Genomic DNA, 18,509 nt, shown 5'->3' on the forward strand with positions numbered 1-18,509 from the left:
GATAACGGCGGTGTTGTGAGATAATTCCCGCCTTGGACGGTATGCTTTCAAATGTTAATCCCGACAACAACAAAACGGGACTACTCGATGATAATTTATCAAATAAATCACATTAAAAATAATCAATATGGATAAGGGTGTAAAAAAATACGGAAAAATCTATGAAATCTCGCTCCCAAATGGGAAATTTGCTTACATATGTAGGGTGAGGCAATACGAGTTTGGTATTTTTGATTATCTCTCGGAAAAGACAGCCAATATGGATGAGCTTCTTTCTGTTGGGTTTAAGACTTATAAAGCCTGTATAGAAACAGCCATAAGAAAGAAGATTTGGAAACTGATAGGGCAAGTTGATTTAGAGAAAGAAAATATAATATATCCAGATTTAGCGATTTTCTTATCATACAATAAAGAACTTTTTATTAGACAATCAAGAGTAATAAGAAACGGAAATCCTTTGGTAGTTTCTCAAAAAGATTATATAGACTTACTAAAGCGAGGGTATATATTTGGTTTCTTTGACGATTACAAAATCTTTGAACTCTGGCTGTCTAGTAATGTGGAAAATTATCCAGAAAGTGAAGGCATATTTCCTTTGCCATCTCAGTATTTATAGGGGCAACGGCCTATGTCGCTGGAAAATGAAACTATTGATGGTGGCTTCGATCATTCATATAACCCCAACAATTACAATTTCCGTAAAGGAAAAAAAGAAAATATTAATTTTGATGATGACTTAACAAAGCCCCTTTCGCTTGGCTGTCAAAGGTGGTTGTTAAGAAAAGCAATCCCCCTTTGACAGGATGCGATATATAAAGGAATGGAAAATATGGTAACGTTTTCAAAAATCAGACCACTTTTGGCAATCGCCGCCGCCGCGTTGCTTGCCGCCTGCGGTACGGCGGGAAACAATGCCGCCCGCAAGCCGGTGCAAACCGCCAAACCCGCCGCAGTGGTCGGTTTGGCTCTCGGTGGCGGCGCATCTAAAGGATTTGCCCATATAGGCATTATTAAGGTTTTGAAAGAAAACGGTATTCCTGTAAAAGTAGTAACCGGCACATCGGCAGGTTCGATAGTCGGCAGCCTTTTTGCATCGGGTATGTCGCCCGACCGCCTCGAATTGGAAGCCGAAATTTTAGGTAAAACCGATTTAGTCGATTTAACCTTGTCCACCAGTGGTTTTATCAAAGGCGAAAAGCTGCAAAATTACATCAACCGAAAAGTCGGCGGCAGGCAGATTCAGCAGTTTCCCATCAAATTTGCCGCCGTTGCCACTAATTTTGAAACCGGCAAGGCCGCCGCTTTCAATCAGGGGAATGCCGGGCAGGCGGTTCGTGCTTCCGCAGCCATTCCCAATGTGTTCCAACCTGTTATCATCAGCGGGCATACATATGTTGACGGCGGCCTGTCTCAGCCTGTCCCTGTCAGTTCGGCCAGGCGGCAGGGGGCGAATTTCGTGATTGCTGTCGATATTTCCGCACGTCCGAGCAAAAATGTCGGTCAAGGTTTCTTCTCTTATCTCGATCAGACGCTGAACGTGATGAGCGTTTCCGCGTTGCAAAATGAGTTGGGGCAGGCGGATGTGGTTATCAAACCGCAGGTTTTGGATTTGGGTGCAGTCGGCGGATTCGATCAGAAAAAACGCGCCATCCGGTTGGGCGAGGAGGCCGCACGTGCCGCATTGCCTGAAATCAAACGCAAACTAGCGGCATACCGTTATTGACGCTATGCCGTCTGAACGTGTTTCCAGAAGGCTTTATCCATAGAAAAAAATACCCGAATCCCGTACAATACGCCCCTAAAATTTTGAAAGAACAAAAGAATCATGGAAGCCGAAGTAATCAACCAGCTCAACAACACCCTGAACGACTTGGAGAAACGCAGCGAAGACATCCGCGTCTATATGGATTATCAGGGCAAGAAAGACCGATTGGAAGAAGTTGTCGGCCTTTCTGAAGACCCCGAACTTTGGAACGACCCGAAACGCGCCCAAGAAATCGGCAAAGAGCGCAAAATCCTTGAAGGCATCGTGCTGACGCTGGACAACATCGCTTCGGGCATCGAAGACAACCGCATGCTGATTGAAATGACCGTCGAAGAAAACGACGAAGAAGGTTTTGCCGCTGTGAAGGAAGACGTGGTGGGGCTGGAAAAACAGATGGCGGATTTGGAGTTCAAACGGATGTTCAACCAGCCCGCCGACCCGAACAACTGTTTTATCGACATCACTGCAGGCGCGGGCGGTACCGAAGCGGAAGACTGGGCGGGTATGCTGTTCCGTATGTACAGCCGCTACGCCGAGCGCAAAGGCTTCAAAATCGAAATCCTTGAGGAAGACGACGGCGAAATCGCAGGCATCAACCGCGCCACTATCCGCGTGGAAGGCGAATACGCTTATGGTTTGCTGCGTACCGAAACCGGCGTTCACCGCTTGGTGCGCTATTCGCCGTTTGACTCGAACAACAAACGCCATACCTCGTTTGCCTCCGTGTTCGTTTACCCTGAAATCGACGATTCCATCGAAATCGAAATCAACCCCGCCGATTTGCGCATCGATACCTATCGCGCATCGGGTGCGGGCGGTCAGCACATCAATAAAACCGACTCCGCCGTGCGCATTACCCACGAGCCGACGGGGATTGTGGTGCAATGTCAAAACGACCGTTCTCAACACGCCAACAAAGCGGCCGCGATGGAAATGTTGAAATCCAAACTGTATGAATTGGAAATGCGCAAACGCAACGAAGAGAAACAGGCATTGGAAGAAGGTAAATCCGATGTGGGTTGGGGCAGCCAAATCCGTTCGTATGTTTTGGATTCCTCACGTATCAAAGACTTGCGTACAGGCTACGAAGTCGGCAACACCAAAGCCGTATTGGACGGCGACTTGGACGGCTTTATCGAAGCCAGCCTGAAACAGGGTGTGTAGTTTAGGCTGTATGCCGTCTGAAACCTGTACCGTTTCAGACGGCATTTTTGCGTTTCGTGTTATAATCCGCGCCGCACACGGGACGGGCAGACAGTCGCCGCGTATCGCGTAAGGCATACGGGGAGGAAAGTCCGGGCTCCGCAGGGTAGAATGCCGGTTAACGGCCGGGCGCGGTAACGCGACGGAAAGTGGAACAGAAAGCAAAACCGCCGATGGCTGCTTTGGCAGCACAGGCAAGGGTGAAAAGGTGCGGTAAGGGCGCACCGCGCATTTGGTAACAATATGCGGCAGGCCAAACCCCATTCGGAGCAAGACCAAACAGAACGCAATGACGCTGCCCGCCGAGCGTTCGGGTAGGTTGCTTGAGCATACCGGCAACGGTATGCCTAGAGGAATGACTGTCCGAGACAGAACCCGGCTTACCGCCCGTCCGGTGTGCATCCGACACGCAAATGCCGTCTGAAACCTGAAATATGGTTCAGACGGCATTTTTATTTAGGTTGTGTTTTTATAGTGGATTAACAAAAACCGGTACGGTGTTGCCTCGCCTTAGCTCAAAGAGAACGATTCTCTAAGGTGCTGAAGCACCAAGTGAATCGATTCCGTACTATCCGTACTGTCTGCGGCTTCGTCGCCTTGTCCTGATTTTTGTTAATCCACTATATATTCCGTTGATGCAGCACTAATTTAGTCGGATAAAATGCCTTTTACTCAATAGAACCGGTTTCCGCCCAAGCGGAAATAAACGGCTATTTCCCTTGCAAACAGACGGAATCAGTCAGATATTTAAATGACAATCGGCAGGCTGCCTTCCGGTTGGGGGGAGCCTGTCCTGTCGGGTGGAAACGGTTTGGTTTCATTATGCGGAAAAATGCCGTCTGAAGGGTTCAGACGGCATCGGGGCGGGACTTAGTCTGTGCCTTCGAGCATTTTGTTCAATTTGGGGACGAGCAGGAGCAGCAGGAAGCCTGTGGCTGCGCCGATGTAGAACAGCAGCCGGTAGAAGCCGATTTCGTCGCCCGCCTGATAGCCTTTTTCAAACAATACGCCGCCCAAAGTGAAGCCTAATGAAAAGGCAAGGAAATTAAGGGCGACCATTTGGGTTTTGAATAAAGGCGGTGCGATTTTGGTGGAGATGGACAGCGCAATCGGGGAAATCATCAGTTCGCCTATCGTGATGGCGAGGACGATCAGTGCGAAAACCGCAATAGGCATCGGCGTGCCGGCGGAAATAAAGGGGATGAATCCCAAAAACGACGCGCCGGTAACAAATACCGCCATAGCGAATTTCAGCGGGGTTTTGGGCTGTTTGCGCCCCATTTTTGTCCACATTGCCGCCATAAGTCCGGAAAACAGGATGACCCACAGGCTTTGCATAGAATCTTTCCAGGCGACGGGCACGGTAAACGAACCGATGGTGCGGTTGACGGTTTCGTCGAAATAGACGGTTGCTACGGTGTAAATCTGAAACCAAACGGCCCAAAACATACAGATGGTCAGGAAAAGCGGGATGTAGGCGATGATGTGCCGTTTGTTGTCGGAACTGACGCGGGGGTTGGTCAGCAGGCGGGCGAAATAGGCGATGACGGCAAGGATGACGGTAGATAAGAGGATGCCGGAGAAATTGTCGAGGTTGACAAGCCCCGTTTTGATGGCGGTTGCAAGTGCGGCGATGAGGGCAATGCCGACGGCGGCCGCAGTTTTGCCCTGTCCTTTTGAAAGCGGATGGGGGACGGTGGGGTGGGGCAGGTTTTTACGTCCCAAGGAATAACGCCACAAGCCGAATGCCATACCGACCGCCGCCGCGCCGAAACCATAATGGAAACCGATGTTTTCTTGAAGCAGTCCGGTCAATAAGGGGCCTAAGAAGCCGCCGATATTGATGGCGATGTAGAAAATGGAAAATCCCGCATCGCGCAGCGGGCGCATTTCGTCCTGTTCGTATAATGCGCCTACCATAGAGCTGGCCGTAGATTTCACACCGCCGCTGCCCAATGCGATGAATATCAGCCCGATTAAAAGGCCGTACAGGCCCGGGGCGGCGGCAAGGACGATGTGTCCGAGCATCACGACGATGCCCGAGAGGAAGAGGGTTTTTTCCGCACCCCATACTCGGTCGGCAAACCACGCCCCCAAAATGGTGGACAGGTACACGCTGCCGCTGTATGCGCCGACAATGCCGCCGGCGAGGGTTTTGTCTATGCCCAAGCCGCCTTTGTCGGCGGTGTAGTAGAGGTAAATCAGCAGGATGCCCTGCATTCCATAAAATGAAAAACGTTCCCACAATTCGATATGGAAGAGGGTGGAAAGCTGGAAGGGGTGGCCGAAGAATGTTTTTTCTCCGGTGCGGGCGGGATGCCGGGATATAAAGGTTCTCCTAAAAGATTTTCTCTCAATGCCGTCTGAAACGGATGCGGACGGCGGCGGTGTTTTTTGTATGAAAATCGGTTTGTAACCGATATTGTCATTCTTTGTCAAATGATGCGCTGCCGTTTTTGCGGTCAAATGTTTTTATATTTGTTTCAATTCAATGGATTGTATTTTAGAGTACGTGTTCCGATACGGCGCGGGTAAAGCCTTTTCAGTCAAGCGGCTTATCCGATAGGGCGGTTTTTTATAGTGGATTAAATTTAAACCAGTACGGCGTTGCCTCGCCTTAGCTCAAAGAGAACGATTCTCTAAGGTGCTCAAGCACCAAGTGAATCGGTTCCGTACTATCTGTACTGTCTGCGGCTTCGTCGCCTTGTCCTGATTTTTGTTAATCCGCTATAAAGACCGTCGGGCATCTGCAGCCGTCATTCCCGCGCAGGCGGGAATCTAGACCTTAGAACAACAGCAATATTCAAAGATTATCTGAAAGTCCGAGATTCTAGATTCCCGCTTTCGCGGGAATGACGAAAGGTTGCGGGAATGACGAAAGGTTGCGGGAATGACGGTTCGGGCATTCCTTAAATTACCCGTGTATCGCTGTAAATCTTAGAGATGGCGGAATATAGCGGATTAACAAAAACCGGTACGGCGTTGCCTCGCCTTAGCTCAAAGAGAACGATTCTCTAAGGTGCTGAAGCACCAAGTGAATCGGTTCCGTACTATTTGTACTGTCTGCGGCTTCGTCGCCTTGTCCTGATTTTTGTTAATTCACTATATCGATTCTGTTCCCTTGCAGGCGGACGGCGGCGGAAAAGCAGGTTTTCAAATGTCCGGTTTGGCGGCGCGCCTTTCAGACGGCACGGCGGCGGACAGTGCCGCGCCGTCTGAAAACCGTTTATTTCCCTTTGCCGTTTCCGGCGGAGTCTTTTTTGTCCGAACCGAATAGGCGGTCGAAACGTATGGTGTATGTCAGCTCGCCGCCCGATGAAAGGCTGCCGATACGGGCAACCGCCTGTATGGCGCGGGTCAGCCGGTAAATCAGTTTGACGGACTGTTCCGCGCTGGAGATGCCGTATTCGTAGCCGATGTAGAGTTTGCCGGTCAGTTGTTTGCCGACGGTCAGCACCTGTTCGGCGGGGTTGAGTTCGCCGGTTTGCGCGTTGCGGCTGCGCTTGCTGGTAAAGCCCAAATCATCCACCAGCCCGATGCGGTCGTTGATTTGTCCGGCAAGCAGCGCGCCTGCGGCTGCGGACAGGGCGGCATTGTCGCCGCTGCTGCCGCTGCCGGCGCGGTTGAGGATGAGCCAGGAGAGCTTGTCTTTTTCACTCATCGGTTCGTTTGCCGTCAGTGTAATGCGCGGGCTGTTGAGGCTGCCCAATATTTCCACGCCCGCACCGACGGGGGAAAGGCGGCGTTCGGCGCGGATGTTGAGGTTGGGGTCGTTGAGCGGGCCGACAAAGGAGACCGTGCCTTTGGTAATGTCCAAATCCTGCCCGTATGCCTTGTAACGCCCTTTGATGACGCGGACCGTGCCCACGCCCCGCACGCTTCCGCCCGGTTGCGCGGTCAGGGTCAGTTTGCCGCCTATGGTAACGTCCGCGCCGTAGCCGGCGAAGCGGATGCCGTCATTGAGGTCTAAAGTCAGGTTCATATTGACGGGGAGCGGTGCCACCGCCTCTTTCTTGACTTCGCCCAATACGACGACATCGTCGCCAACGGACGGCATTGAGGATTTTTGCGAACCGAACAGCCCCTGATCCGTTTTAATCATCCCGGTAACGGATATGCCTTTTTGCGGCGAATAGCGCAGGCGGGTGTTGCCGGAAACCGTCAGGCGGCGGTTGGGGCGGGACAGGATGCGGTATTTGTCGAACACCGCGCCGATATCGACATCGGGTCCGCTGTTTTCCATACCGACCGTGCCGGAGAGTTCCGCCGTTCCTTCGTGCCGGAATTTCAGGCTGTCGATTACCCATTTCCTGCCCGCGATATGCGAACGCAGCGAGCCGTTGTCCAAGATGATGCCTTGGGTTTGGTTGCGGTAATAGAGTTTGTCGCCGTTGATGCTGCCGCCCAAGTGCGGGTCGGAGATGCTGCCGCCGAGGGTTACGGCGGCATTCAGGCTGCCTTTGACAGTTTGTCCGACCGGTAGGAAGTTGCGGAATACTTCGGCATCGGCAACGGTCAGGTTGAGCCTGCCGCCCAAAGGCGCGGTATCGAAGGAGCGGCTTTGCCCGACGGTGATGTTGCCGTTGATTTTCCCGTAGTTGCTGCTGCCGTTGACGGCGGCATTGACGGACGGAGAGCCGACCCGTCCGCCGATTTGCGCGGCGGCATTCAGGCTGCCGGTAATGTTTTGCGCGGCGGCGGGCAGAAAGGGCTTCAATGCGCCCAAGTCGGGAAGGGAGGCGGTAATCCTGCCGCCGAGCGGTGCATTTGCCATATTGCCGCCGAAGGCGTTGCCGATGCCCAAATCGGCGTTAATCCGTCCGAAACGCGCGCTGCCGTCAAGCAGGATTCCGATGCGATCGTTTTGAAAGCGCGTTTTCAGGGAAAATGCGTTCAAACCCAAAGCCTGCCCGCCGGGCAATACGGCATCGCCGCTTTGCCGGCTGATATTGAGATAGCCGCGCGCGTTGCGCCCGTAGGCGACATCCCAGTCGCCGTTTAAAACCAGATTGTGTTCGAAGGGCGGTTTGAAGAAATTGTGCAACTCGGCGATATGCAGACCGTGTGCGCCGCCTTTTGCCGATATGCCGGTTTTTTTATCCCAAGAAAAGTGTTGCAGGTTGAGGCTGCCGCCCATTGCCTGCCAATTTGCCGCACTTGCCGCCACGCGTTCCGCACCGGCTTCGAGCGTCATACGGTTTTGCAGCTTGAGGTTGAACGCGCCGCCGATGTCGAGGATGCCGATGCTGCCTTTCCATCGGGTAAGTTCCCTGTTGATGCCGCCTGAAGCGTCCAAATCGAATTTGAACGGTTTGCCGTCCAGCGTGATGGCGGCGTGTGTGCGGATGCGGTGCTGCGCGCCCGTGCCGTCCAGCGTCAGGTCGGCGGTATCGACAACCGCCGCCCCGCCCGACAGCGAAAGGCGGCTGCCTTTAATGTCGGCGCGTATCGGACGGCTTGTGTCGGGCGAACCTTTGAGCGTGAAATCGAGCGAACGGATGTCTGCCGCCTTGCCGATGTGCAGGTTGCGCGCCGCGCCGGAAAGGTCGGTTTCAAAGGTTCGGATGCCGCCGTCCAAATCGCCGGAAAGGTGTCCGCGTACATTTAAAGACCCCGCGAGTCCGAAACCGAAACGTGATAAATCGGGTGCGGTGATATTGAGATTGAGCCGGTCGCCTTTTTTGCCGAAGCCGCCGTCTGTTTTAATAATGTTCCGCCCCAGCCGCAAATCGGCGGCGGCGCGTGGAAGGTGGCGGGACTCGTAAACAATGTCGGCACTGCCGGCAATCGGTACGCCGTTGAACGTGCCGGGTAAAAACCGCATTTTGCCTGTGAATTTCTCTTTTGCCAGTTCGCCGACAAGGTTTATTGAGCCGTTGATATTGCCTGCCGGAAGTTGCGGATCGATGCGCGAAGGGTCGAATGCGCGGGAACGGATGTCCAGCTTGAGCAGGCGGTCTTTAAACAGCTCGAGATAGCCTTGGGCAGACAGGCTGCCTTGACCGGCGGTGATGTTGACGGTGTCGAGCACCAGTTTCCGCTGTCCGTTTGCGGGGTCGCTTGCGATGGCGAGGCTGCCGTCCGTGCGCGCCGTGCCAGTGCCGAGTTGCCAAGAGATTTTGGGCGAGGCGGTCGTGCCGCCGATGCCGATGCTGCCGTCCAACCTGCCTTTGAACGCGGTTTGCAGCACGTCTTCCGCGCTGACGGAGTTGATGCCTATATTTAAATCGAGGATGTCTTTTCCGGTGTCGATTTTACCCGACAGCCTGATGCCGCCCCGTCCGAGCAGGGCGGCGGACGTATTGCCGATATGCACCGTGCCGTCCTGCCGGATGACAAAGCTGCCTAAAACCTGACGGACGGGGATGCCGTTGCGGTCGGCAAAGCCGGCTTTGGTGTTTTCCAAATCGAGCGAACCTTCCAGCGCGATGCCGTCTGAAAACGACGGGATGGCGGTCAGGTCGAAATTCAGCCCGGCATCGGGCAGGGAAGGCACGAAAGCGGCCGGGTTGATGTTGAACCCTTTGACCAGCACTTCTTCCAATGTTTTATCCAATGATTCGGCAAACGGGTGGATGACGGATTTTCCCGAGAGGCGGATATTGCCGCCGTCGATCGCCAGTTCGGCGCGCACATCCTTCAGGCTGCCGCTCAGCCGAGCCGTACTGTGTATGGTTTTGCCTTCGAGTCCGCCTTTGGTGTAAATGGCGGTATCGAGGGCAAACGGTTTTTTCAAGCCGACCGAGGCTGACCCCGACGAACTGCTCCACGGCGTGTCGGCAGCCTTCAGGTCGAGGCGGTGTCCTTTGATGTCATAACGGTATGAAGCATCCAGCCGTTCGAGATAGACAGTTTGTTTGTCAAAGGCTTTGCCTGCGCTGATTTTGCCCGTCTCGAAGCGGTCGAGATAGACGGCGGCAGGCAGGTCTATGCTGTCGGGAAGGCTGAGCGGCGGGCGTTCTTCTTTAGGCGGAGTCGGTTTGGTAACGATAGCGATGTCGCCGGCGGAAATTTCGGTAATGTGCAGGCTGCGGCGCATCAGTTCGGACGGTTTCCACGTGAAGCGGAAGCGGCTGATTTTAAGGTCTGCACCCTCGGTTTCTATCGACCAGTTGTCGCCGTCGAAGCCGTCGAGCAGCGTGCCTTTGAGGTTTTGGGAGGAAATGTTTACGCCGAACCAAGACGGGATTTGGTACAGCCCGAAACGCAAACCGGATTCCGTACCGGCGAGCCAGCTGAGGAAACATACTGCCAAAATCAGGATAGACAGCAGTGCTGCCGACAGCTTCAGCAGCGGGCGGCGTTTTTTTGCCGGCGGGGCAGGGCGGTGTTCAGACGGCATTTTGCGCGTGCCGTTTTCGGTCGGATCGGTATCTGTCGGTGCGGTATCGGTCATAATGTCTGTTTCAAAATAGTTTGCTGCAATGCCGTCTGAAGCGGCCGTATCGGTTTAGAAGCGTGTTCCCAAGCTGATGTGCCAGCGGATTTTCTTATCGCTGTGCCCGTAGGCGATGTCGAAGGAAAACGGTGCGAGCGGGCTGAACCAGCGTACGCCCAGTCCCGAACCGTGTTTCAGCTTCATACGTTTGAAATTGGCGGCGGCATCGCCCATATCGTGGAATACCGCGCCGGACAGGGTGCGCGTAAACGGCAGTTGGTATTCCAGACTGCCCACCAAGAGGGCGCGTTCGGGCAGGACCGATCCGTTCGGGCCGGCAAGTCCGATGCTGTCGAGTTCGTAACCGCGCACGGAAGACGCGCCGCCGCTGCGGAACATCAGCCCCGAAGGAACGTCGGCATTGTCGCGGGCAACGGTGTAACCCGCTTGTCCGCGTATGATGAACGTGCCGAGTTTTTTGTTTTCGGGCGTGAAGAAATAACCTGCGCGGGCAGAGGTGCGGATCAGCGCGGTGGAGGACAGGAATGCGCCCAAAGTCGTCCCGATTTTGCCGTCGAGGTAATGGCCGTTTTCAGGATGCAGCATGTTGTTGAGCAGCTGGCGTTTCCAAGAGGCGGTCAGCATCGTGGCGTGGCTGTTGCCCAAATCGACAGCCGAGCCGGGGATTTTCCGGCCTTCTGCGAGAAATTCCGCCCCCAGCCTGGCATCAATGCCCGCGCGGTCGCGCACATACCAGACGCCGCCGGAGAAGGCGCGTTTTTCGAGGTTTTGGGTGGTCGAACGGTTGTAGGAAACGTTGCTTGTCCAGTAGTTGCCCCGGTAGTTGCGCGGCTGGCTGATGCCGGCGGCAAGCGTGGTTTCATATTTGTCCATATCCCAGACGACCGAACCGATATAGCCTTTGTTGAAGAGGTTGTAATAGTCGTAGGCGATTTTGCCGCCCAAACCGTATTCCGAATCGAGGCGGATGCCGGTTTCGAGTTTGTGGCGTTTGACCTCGGTTACGCTGACTTTGACGGGGACGCGGTCGCCTTGGAGGCGGTCGAAGTCGGCTTGTACGGACGCGCCGGAATAATGCCCGTTTTGTTCGAGCGCCTGTTGGAAGTCGAGCAGCAGGTCGAGGTCGTAGGGCGTGCCCGGTTGGAAGCGCGCCAGGCCGGAGACGATTTGTTCGGGGTAACGCTGTGTGCCGGTAATTTCAAAGTCGCCGAAGGCGATGGGGCGGCCGCTGTCCACGACGACGTTCAAATCGGCGGTGGCGGTATCGGGGTTGACGGCCGCCCGGGTGTTGCCGAGCTTGGCAAGCGGGTAGGCTTTGCGCGTTACCGCGCCGAGGACGGAAGTTTTGCTGTTTTCCCAACTGTCCTGATCGAAATCGCTGCCTACCGGCTGCTGCCAGTTTTCCAGCGCGTTGCGGTAGTATTCGGCGAGGTTGCCGTCTGAAAGGATGTCGCCGAGGATGGCGACGCCGACGTTGGCGATTTTGGTGCGCGGACCCGGTGTGATGTGTACCGTATAAGCTCCGTCTTTTTCCGTCAGGCTGACTTTGCTGCTGAAATAACCTTTGCTGCGGAGCATCGTTTTAACGTTGTCCGGTGCTTCTTCGGCAAGGAAGCCTGTTTGTTCTTTGTCCAATACTTCTTCCTGCTGCTGCGTGATGAGCGGCAGGTGTTCTTCGACCATATCTTTGATTTCACTGTCCTGCGTGTCGATGCGGACGGGGAATTTGGGTTTTAATTTGACTGATTCGGTGTCGGGGCTTTTGTTTTTGAACAATGCGAAACCCGCCGCCTTGTTTTCGGAAAGGTCGGCGGCAGGCGCGTATGCGTGCGGAAAGAAAAATAAAGCCGGCAGGAGCAGGGCGGTCGGTTTGATCATCATGGTACGGGTGTCGGGTATCGGTGTGGCGGCTTTCGATTTTAACACTGTTCGGACGGGGCGGGACGCTTCAGACGGCATACTGCCGCCGGTATTTCGGAGGTTGCGGCCCGCCGGAAATGTATCTGCTTGTTTTAAGGTATTTTGTTTCCAATCCGCATATGGAAAACAGGCTGCGTTTCGGAATAGTGCCGGAAAATAAACGGGATTAAATAAATAAATTTATTTTCGTTCAATAAATTAAACCGTCGCGCCGAATGATAAAGCAAAGCCTGTCCGGCACTGCATAGGGCAAATCAACGCACCTTAAAACACAGCCGAAAAATAAAAAAACACAGAGAATGAGTTTTCTTTTAAAATACAACATTTTTTAACATATCACAACATAAGGAAGAATTATGGCGTTCGGCAAATCCTTATTTCATGCGATCGGCCGCGTCAGCCTGGTCAGGCAGATTGCCGCCGGTTTGGCGTTGGGCATCGTAATCGGTTCGGTTTCCCCGCAACTGGGCTTGGCGGCAGGCTTGTTCGGCAGCCTGTTTGTCGGCGCGCTCAAAGCGGTCGCGCCGGTTTTGGTATTTATCTTGGTGGCGGCCACAATCGCACAGCACCAAAAAGGCAACAAGGCGCATATCAGGCCGATTATCGTCCTTTACCTCATCGGCACATTTTCCGCAGCCCTGACCGCCGTCATCGCCGGTATGGTTTTCCCGACGCACATTGTTTTGGCGGGCGCGGGCGATGTGTCCGCCGCGCCGCCTTCCGGCATTGTGGAAGTGTTGAAATCGCTGCTGATGAACCTGGTCGCCAACCCGATTAACGCGATTGCCAATGCCAACTATATCGGCATTCTGGCTTGGGCTTTGGTTTTGGGCGCGGCGTTGCGGAATCACGGTTCGGACGTTACGCGGCAGGTCGTTGCCGATTTGGCGGAAGCGGTTTCCACCGTCGTGAAATGGATTATCCGTTTTGCCCCTTTGGGCATTTTCGGGCTGGTGTCGTCCACAATCGCGGAGACGGGTTTCGGCGCGCTGGCGGGGTACGCGAAGCTGCTTGCAGTGCTGTTGGGCTGTATGGCGTTTATCGCGCTGGCGGTCAATCCCGCCATCGTGTGGTGGAAAATCCGCAGTAATCCTTATCCGCTGGTGTTTACCTGTTTGCGCGAAAGCGGCGTGTATGCCTTCTTTACCCGTTCTTCCGCCGCCAATATCCCCGTGAATATGGCTTTGGCGAAAAAACTGGGGCTGCACGAAGACACTTATTCGATTTCCATCCCGTTGGGGGCGACCATCAATATGGCGGGTGCGGCGATTACGATTACCGTGTTGGCAATGTCGGCCGCGTACACTCAAGGGATTCATGTTGATTTTGCCACCGCGCTGCTTTTGAGCCTGGTGGCAACCGTCAGTGCGTGCGGCGCATCCGGCGTGGCAGGCGGTTCGCTGCTGCTGATTCCGCTGGCGTGCAGCCTGTTCGGCATCAGCAACGATGTCGCCATGCAGGTGGTTGCCGTCGGCTTTATCATCGGCGTGATTCAGGATTCGGCGGAAACGGCGTTGAATTCTTCAACCGATGTTTTGTTTACCGCTGCCGCCGATTTGGGCCGACAGAGAAACCGGGCGGAATAAACCAAGCTATGCCGTCTGAAGCCCGTTTGGCGTTCAGACGGCATATTTTTACAATTTTATGGGCATATGGCGGAAACAATACCGGCTGCCTTGAATATGAAGGAGATGATGATGTTTAAACGCAGTGTGATTGCAATGGCTTGTATTGTTGCCCTTTCAGCCTGTGGGGGCGGCGGTGGCGGATCGCCCGATGTTAAATCGGCGGACACGCTGTCAAAACCGGCCGCTCCTGTTGTTGCTGAAAAAGAGACAGAGGTAAAAGAAGATGCGCCACAGGCAGGTTCTCAAGGACAGGGCGCGCCATCCACACAAGGCAGTCAAGATATGGCGGCGGTTTCGGAAGAAAATACAGGCAATGGCGGTGCGGCAACAGCGGATAATCCCAAAAATGAAGACGAGGGGGCGCAAGATGATATGCCGCAAAAAGCCGCCGGTACAGATAGTTCGACACCGAATCACACCCCGGATCCGAATATGCCTGCCGGAAATATGGAAAATCAAGCAACGGATGCCGGGGAATCGGAGCAGCCGGCAAACCAACCGGATATGGCAAATACGGCGGACGGAATGCAGGGGGACGATCCGTCGGTAGGGGAAAATGCCGGCAATATGGCTGCCCAAGGTGCAAATCAAGCCGGAAACAATCAAGCCGCCGGTTCTTCAGATTCCACCCCTGCGTCAAACCCTGCCACTACGAATAGCGGCGGCGATTTTGGAAGGACGAACGTGGCTAATGGCATCAAACTTGATGGGCCGTCGCAAAATATAACCTTGACTCATTGTAAAGACACAGTATGCGGTAGTGATTTCTTAGATGAAGAAGCACCGTCAAAATCAGAATTTGAATCGTTAAGTGATGAAAAGAAAATTGAGAAATATAAAAAAGATGGAGAAAAGTTTACTAATTTGGTCGCGACAGAAGTTCAAGCTAATGGGGTGAATAAATATGTCATCATTTATAAAGACAAGTCCACTTCATCTGCGCGAGTTAGGCGTTCTGCACGGTCGAGGAGGTCGCTTCCTGCCGAGATGCCGCTAATCCCCGTCAATCAGGCGGATACGCTGATTGTCGATGGGGAGGCGGTCATCCTGACGGAGCATCCCGGCAATATCTTCGCGCCCGAAGGGAATTACCGGTATCTGACTTACGGGGCGGAAAAATTGTCCGGCGGATCGTATGCCCTCCGTGTGCAAGGCGAACCGGCAAAAGGCGAAATGCTTGCTGGCACAGCCGTGTACAACGGCGAAGTGCTGCATTTCCATACGGAAAACGGACGTTCGTACCCGACCAAAGGCAGGTTTGCCGCAAAAGTCGATTTCGGCAGCAAATCTGTGGACGGCATTATCGACAGCGGCGATGATTTGCATATGGGTACGCAAAAATTCAAAGCCGCCATCAATGGAAACGGCTTTAAGGGGACTTGGACGGAAAATGGCGGCGGGGATGTTTCCGGAAAGTTTTACGGCCCGGCCGGCGAGGAAGTGGCGGGGAAATACAGCTATCGCCCGACAGATGCGGAAAAGGGAGGATTCGGCGTGTTTGCCGGCAAAAAAGAGCAGGATTGATGTTGATGCCGCGCGTATCGGCGGCATCCCGCCCGCCTTTTTCAGACCGTTGAAATATGAAAGTGAAGCACAGGCCGTCTGAATGTTCAGACGGCCTGTTTTTTTAAACGGCTGCGTTTTAACAAAAAGAATCTCATCGGCATTTCCCTAACGCTTGAATACCCGCACTCGGGGCGGTACAACGAGGCGCGCCTTATGTGCCGAAAGGGCTTGCGGAAACGGTATGCCGTCTGAAGCGGGGGCGTTCAGACGGCATTGTGATGTTTGGGTTGCGAATCCGGTTCAAATCCGCATCAGTTGATAAACCCGTCGTCTTTCATTTTCTTTTCGGAAAAATACTGGCCGAATACCAGCAGGGCGGCGAGGATGATGACAAACAGCCCCGCCATAGTCAGTGTGATTTTGAAGAATAATTCCGCTTCGAGAAAAGAAAACCAGAGTTGCACGATCAGCAGCAGCACCCAGCCGGCAAACAGTCCGAGACAGGCATAAACGCCGAGCTTAAACACGGTCCCGCTCCAAAATGACGACGTAGGCTTCGCGTTTGAAAAACAACAGCATACGGCGCAAATCTTTTTCCATCGTTACGACCCGCCAGCCTTCGGGGGTTTGTTTGTTGAGGAACGCGCTGAAATTGACGGGGTTGACCTTTGCCGCGCCGAAAAACAGGCTGGACAACAGGCTTTCCTGATAAATGACGACTTTGTATTCTTTCATAGGATTCCTTTAATTGAGGGATTGCCTTTTCAGACCATCCCTTAAATTGCAGCGATGCAATGCGGCGAAACTTATTGCTTATTGCCCAACTGCGGCAATACCGAGCCTTCGCCCAATGCCAACAAACCGCTTTGCGAGTAGATACCCAGTTTGGCGCGGGTGTCGGTGATGTCGAGGTTGCGCATCGTGAGCTGTCCGATGCGGTCGAGCGGGGTAAACGCTGCATCTTCGACTTTTTCCATACTCAGGCGTTCGGGTTGGTAGGTCAGGTTGGGCGATTCGGTGTTCAGAATCGAGTAGTCGTTGCCGCGCCGCAGTTCGAGGGTGACTTCGCCGGTGATGGCTTTGGCGACCCAGCGTTGGGCGGTTTCGCGCAACATCAAGGCTTGGCTGTCGAACCAGCGGCCTTGGTAGAGCAGGCGGCCGAGGCGCAGGCCGTTGATGCGGTATTGTTCGATGGTGTCTTCGTTGTGGATGCCGGTGACCAAGCGTTCGTAGGCGATGTGGAACAACGCCATACCCGGGGCTTCGTAGATGCCGCGTGATTTGGCTTCGATGATGCGGTTTTCGATTTGGTCGCTCATACCCAAGCCGTGGCGGCCGCCGATGCGGTTGGCTTCAAGGAAGAGTTCGACAGGATCGGTGTATTCTTTGCCGTTTAATGCGACGGGCACGCCTTCTTCAAAGCGCACGCTGACTTCTTCGGGTTCGATTTCGACGTTTTCATCCCAGAAGGCAACGCCCATAATGGGTTTGACGATTTTGATGCCCGAGTTCAAAAATTCCAAGTCTTTGGCTTCGTGGGTCGCGCCGAGCATATTGGAATCGGTGGAGTAGGCTTTTTCAACCGACATTTTGTAGTTGAAGCCGTTGGCAATCAGAAATTCGCTCATTTCGTGGCGGCCGCCGAGTTCGTCGATAAATTGCTGGTCGAGCCAGGGTTTGTAGATTTTCAGCGCGGGATTGGTAAGCAAACCGTAGCGGTAGAAACGCTCGATGTCGTTGCCTTTGTAGGTGCTGCCGTCGCCCCAGATATTCACATCGTCTTCTTTCATTGCGGAAACAAGCATCGTGCCGGTTACGGCGCGACCCAGAGGCGTGGTGTTGAAATAGGCGATGCCGCCGGTGGAAACGTGGAACGCGCCGCATTGGATGGCGGCGATGCCTTCGTGTGCCAACTGCGCGCGGCAGTCGATCAGGCGGGCGTTTTCCGCACCGTATTCCATTGCTTTTTTGGGAATGGCATTGTAGTCGTCTTCGTCGGGCTGCCCGAGGTTGGCGGTGTAGGCATAAGGCAGCGCGCCTTTGAGTTTCATCCACAACAGCGCGGCGGAGGTATCAAGTCCGCCGGAGAAGGCGATGCCGACTTTCTGACCGACGGGGAGGTTTTGTAAAATAGTATGGTTTTGGTTCATGAAAAAATCCTCGATAGCTTGAAAAATCAAAGCCATTATCTTATAAATAGGAAATATTGTCAGCCATCATGCCGTCTGAACGGGTATTCCGCCGTTTCAGGCGGTATTTAAAACCGAAAACATTATGAACGCGTTCAACCTTATCATCATCGGCGACGAAATCTTACACGGCAGCCGCCAAGACAAGCATTTCGCCTTTTTCAAATCCCTGCTCGAATCCAAAGGGCTGAAGCTCAATCAGGTGCAATATCTGCCCGACGAACCCGATTTGCTGGTCAAACAACTGCGCCGCAGCTTTTCAGACGGCATACCGACGTTTGTTACCGGCGGCATCGGTGCCACGCCCGACGACCACACGCGCCAAGCCGCAGCGGCTGCTTTGGATTTGCCCGTCGTCCGCCACGCGCAAGCCGCCGGGTTTATCGAAGGCGTAACCCTGAAACGCGGCGAGCCGCTCGATTCGCCGGAACACGCCCAACGTCTGAAAATGGCGGACTTTCCCGAAGGCGCGGAATTGGTGCCCAATCCGTTTAACAACATCGCCGGATTTTCTATCCGCGAGCATTATTTTTTCCCCGGCTTCCCCGTGATGGCGCACCCGATGGCGGAATGGGTTTTGGATACTTATTACGTCGGCCGCTTCAACCAAACCAAACGCGGCAGCCGCAGCGTGTATGTGTTCGAGCAGCCCGAATCGCGCATTACGCCGATTATGGAGCATATCGAGCAAACTTATCCCGGCGTGCGTTCGTACAGCCTGCCCAGCGTCGGTTGGACGCATTCAGACGGCACGCAGGTCAAACCGCACATTGAGTTCGGCATCAAAGCCGAAGGAGAAGCCGTCAACCTTTTGGACGCGGCGTGGGCGGAAGTGTTGCACAGCTTGGACGGATTGGGAGCAGAGCTGAAAAATCGGGTAAACTGAAAACCGTTTGCCC

Annotated in this window: 14 protein-coding genes and 1 other RNA gene; 9 read left to right on the forward strand and 6 right to left on the reverse strand. The window is 54.0% G+C overall.

Annotated features, from left to right (window positions below):
• Positions 1 to 127: 127 nt before the first annotated feature.
• The 5 genes from FGL10_RS09525 (at position 128) to rnpB (ending at position 3,367) form a co-directional block, all read left to right on the forward strand.
• Positions 128 to 616 (forward strand): Imm26 family immunity protein, encoded by a 489-nt coding sequence (locus FGL10_RS09525; protein ID WP_003710759.1) that lies wholly within the window; start codon positions 128 to 130, stop codon positions 614 to 616.
• Between the two features lie 12 nt (positions 617 to 628).
• Positions 629 to 799, forward strand: a complete 171-nt coding sequence (locus FGL10_RS12160; protein ID WP_169740412.1) for a hypothetical protein — start codon at positions 629 to 631, stop codon at positions 797 to 799.
• A 30-nt stretch (positions 800 to 829) separates the two neighbouring features.
• Entirely contained in the window at positions 830 to 1,723 is an 894-nt protein-coding gene (locus tag FGL10_RS09530) for a patatin-like phospholipase family protein (RefSeq protein ID WP_169740413.1), read from the forward strand.
• A gap of 102 nt (positions 1,724 to 1,825) precedes the next feature.
• Positions 1,826 to 2,929: a peptide chain release factor 2 gene (prfB, locus tag FGL10_RS09535; protein WP_003710756.1), complete on the forward strand. Its 1,104-nt coding sequence runs from the start codon at positions 1,826 to 1,828 to the stop codon at positions 2,927 to 2,929.
• Between the two features lie 78 nt (positions 2,930 to 3,007).
• An RNA gene (gene rnpB / locus FGL10_RS09540) (RNase P RNA component class A) lies at positions 3,008 to 3,367 on the forward strand.
• Positions 3,368 to 3,838: 471 nt separating this feature from the next.
• On the opposite strand, the gene FGL10_RS09550 is transcribed toward rnpB, so the two are convergent.
• Entirely contained in the window at positions 3,839 to 5,296 is a 1,458-nt protein-coding gene (locus tag FGL10_RS09550) for an oligopeptide:H+ symporter (protein WP_036470259.1), read from the reverse strand.
• 763 nt (positions 5,297 to 6,059) lie between these two features.
• On the opposite strand from FGL10_RS09550, the gene FGL10_RS09560 reads away from it, so the two are divergent.
• A complete protein-coding gene (locus FGL10_RS09560) occupies positions 6,060 to 6,245 on the forward strand; it encodes a hypothetical protein (protein ID WP_036469412.1) in 186 nt (61 codons plus the stop codon).
• Here FGL10_RS09560 and FGL10_RS09565 read toward each other — a convergent pair.
• Together FGL10_RS09565 and FGL10_RS09570 are read right to left on the reverse strand one after the other, a co-directional pair.
• Positions 6,195 to 10,364, reverse strand: coding sequence for a translocation/assembly module TamB domain-containing protein (locus tag FGL10_RS09565; RefSeq protein WP_003708094.1), 4,170 nt, complete (start codon positions 10,362 to 10,364; stop codon positions 6,195 to 6,197). The two genes, FGL10_RS09560 and FGL10_RS09565, sit on opposite strands and share 51 nt — an antisense overlap.
• A 54-nt stretch (positions 10,365 to 10,418) precedes the next feature.
• Positions 10,419 to 12,248: an autotransporter assembly complex protein TamA gene (locus FGL10_RS09570; protein ID WP_003708097.1), complete on the reverse strand. Its 1,830-nt coding sequence runs from the start codon at positions 12,246 to 12,248 to the stop codon at positions 10,419 to 10,421.
• A gap of 395 nt (positions 12,249 to 12,643) precedes the next feature.
• On the opposite strand from FGL10_RS09570, the gene sstT reads away from it, so the two are divergent.
• A complete protein-coding gene (gene sstT / locus FGL10_RS09585; protein ID WP_003708102.1) occupies positions 12,644 to 13,873 on the forward strand; it encodes a serine/threonine transporter SstT in 1,230 nt (409 codons plus the stop codon).
• A 111-nt stretch (positions 13,874 to 13,984) separates the two neighbouring features.
• A complete protein-coding gene (locus FGL10_RS09590) occupies positions 13,985 to 15,439 on the forward strand; it encodes a transferrin-binding protein-like solute binding protein (protein ID WP_036469443.1) in 1,455 nt (484 codons plus the stop codon).
• A 293-nt stretch (positions 15,440 to 15,732) separates the two neighbouring features.
• On the opposite strand, the gene FGL10_RS09595 is transcribed toward FGL10_RS09590, so the two are convergent.
• The 3 genes from FGL10_RS09595 to argG all read right to left on the reverse strand — a co-directional run bounded on the left by FGL10_RS09595 (position 15,733) and on the right by argG (position 17,571).
• The gene (locus FGL10_RS09595) at positions 15,733 to 15,948 is read right to left on the reverse strand and encodes a hypothetical protein (protein ID WP_002215129.1); all 216 of its coding nucleotides are present in this window, start codon (positions 15,946 to 15,948) and stop codon (positions 15,733 to 15,735) included.
• Positions 15,941 to 16,156, reverse strand: coding sequence for a DUF4177 domain-containing protein (locus FGL10_RS09600; RefSeq protein WP_002218233.1), 216 nt, complete (start codon positions 16,154 to 16,156; stop codon positions 15,941 to 15,943). Before FGL10_RS09600 ends, FGL10_RS09595 begins: the two co-directional genes overlap by 8 nt.
• Positions 16,157 to 16,227: 71 nt before the next feature.
• Positions 16,228 to 17,571 (reverse strand): argininosuccinate synthase, encoded by a 1,344-nt coding sequence (gene argG, locus FGL10_RS09605; RefSeq protein ID WP_036469445.1) that lies wholly within the window; start codon positions 17,569 to 17,571, stop codon positions 16,228 to 16,230.
• 124 nt (positions 17,572 to 17,695) lie between these two features.
• Here argG and FGL10_RS09610 point away from each other — a divergent pair, with 124 nt between their 5' ends.
• Positions 17,696 to 18,496 carry a competence/damage-inducible protein A gene (locus FGL10_RS09610; protein ID WP_003708112.1) on the forward strand — a complete coding sequence of 267 codons (801 nt, stop codon included), beginning with the start codon at positions 17,696 to 17,698 and terminating at the stop codon, positions 18,494 to 18,496.
• The last annotated feature ends 13 nt before the right edge of the window (positions 18,497 to 18,509 follow it).

This window comes from Neisseria lactamica (genome assembly GCF_901482445.1).
Lineage (GTDB): Bacteria > Pseudomonadota > Gammaproteobacteria > Burkholderiales > Neisseriaceae > Neisseria > Neisseria lactamica.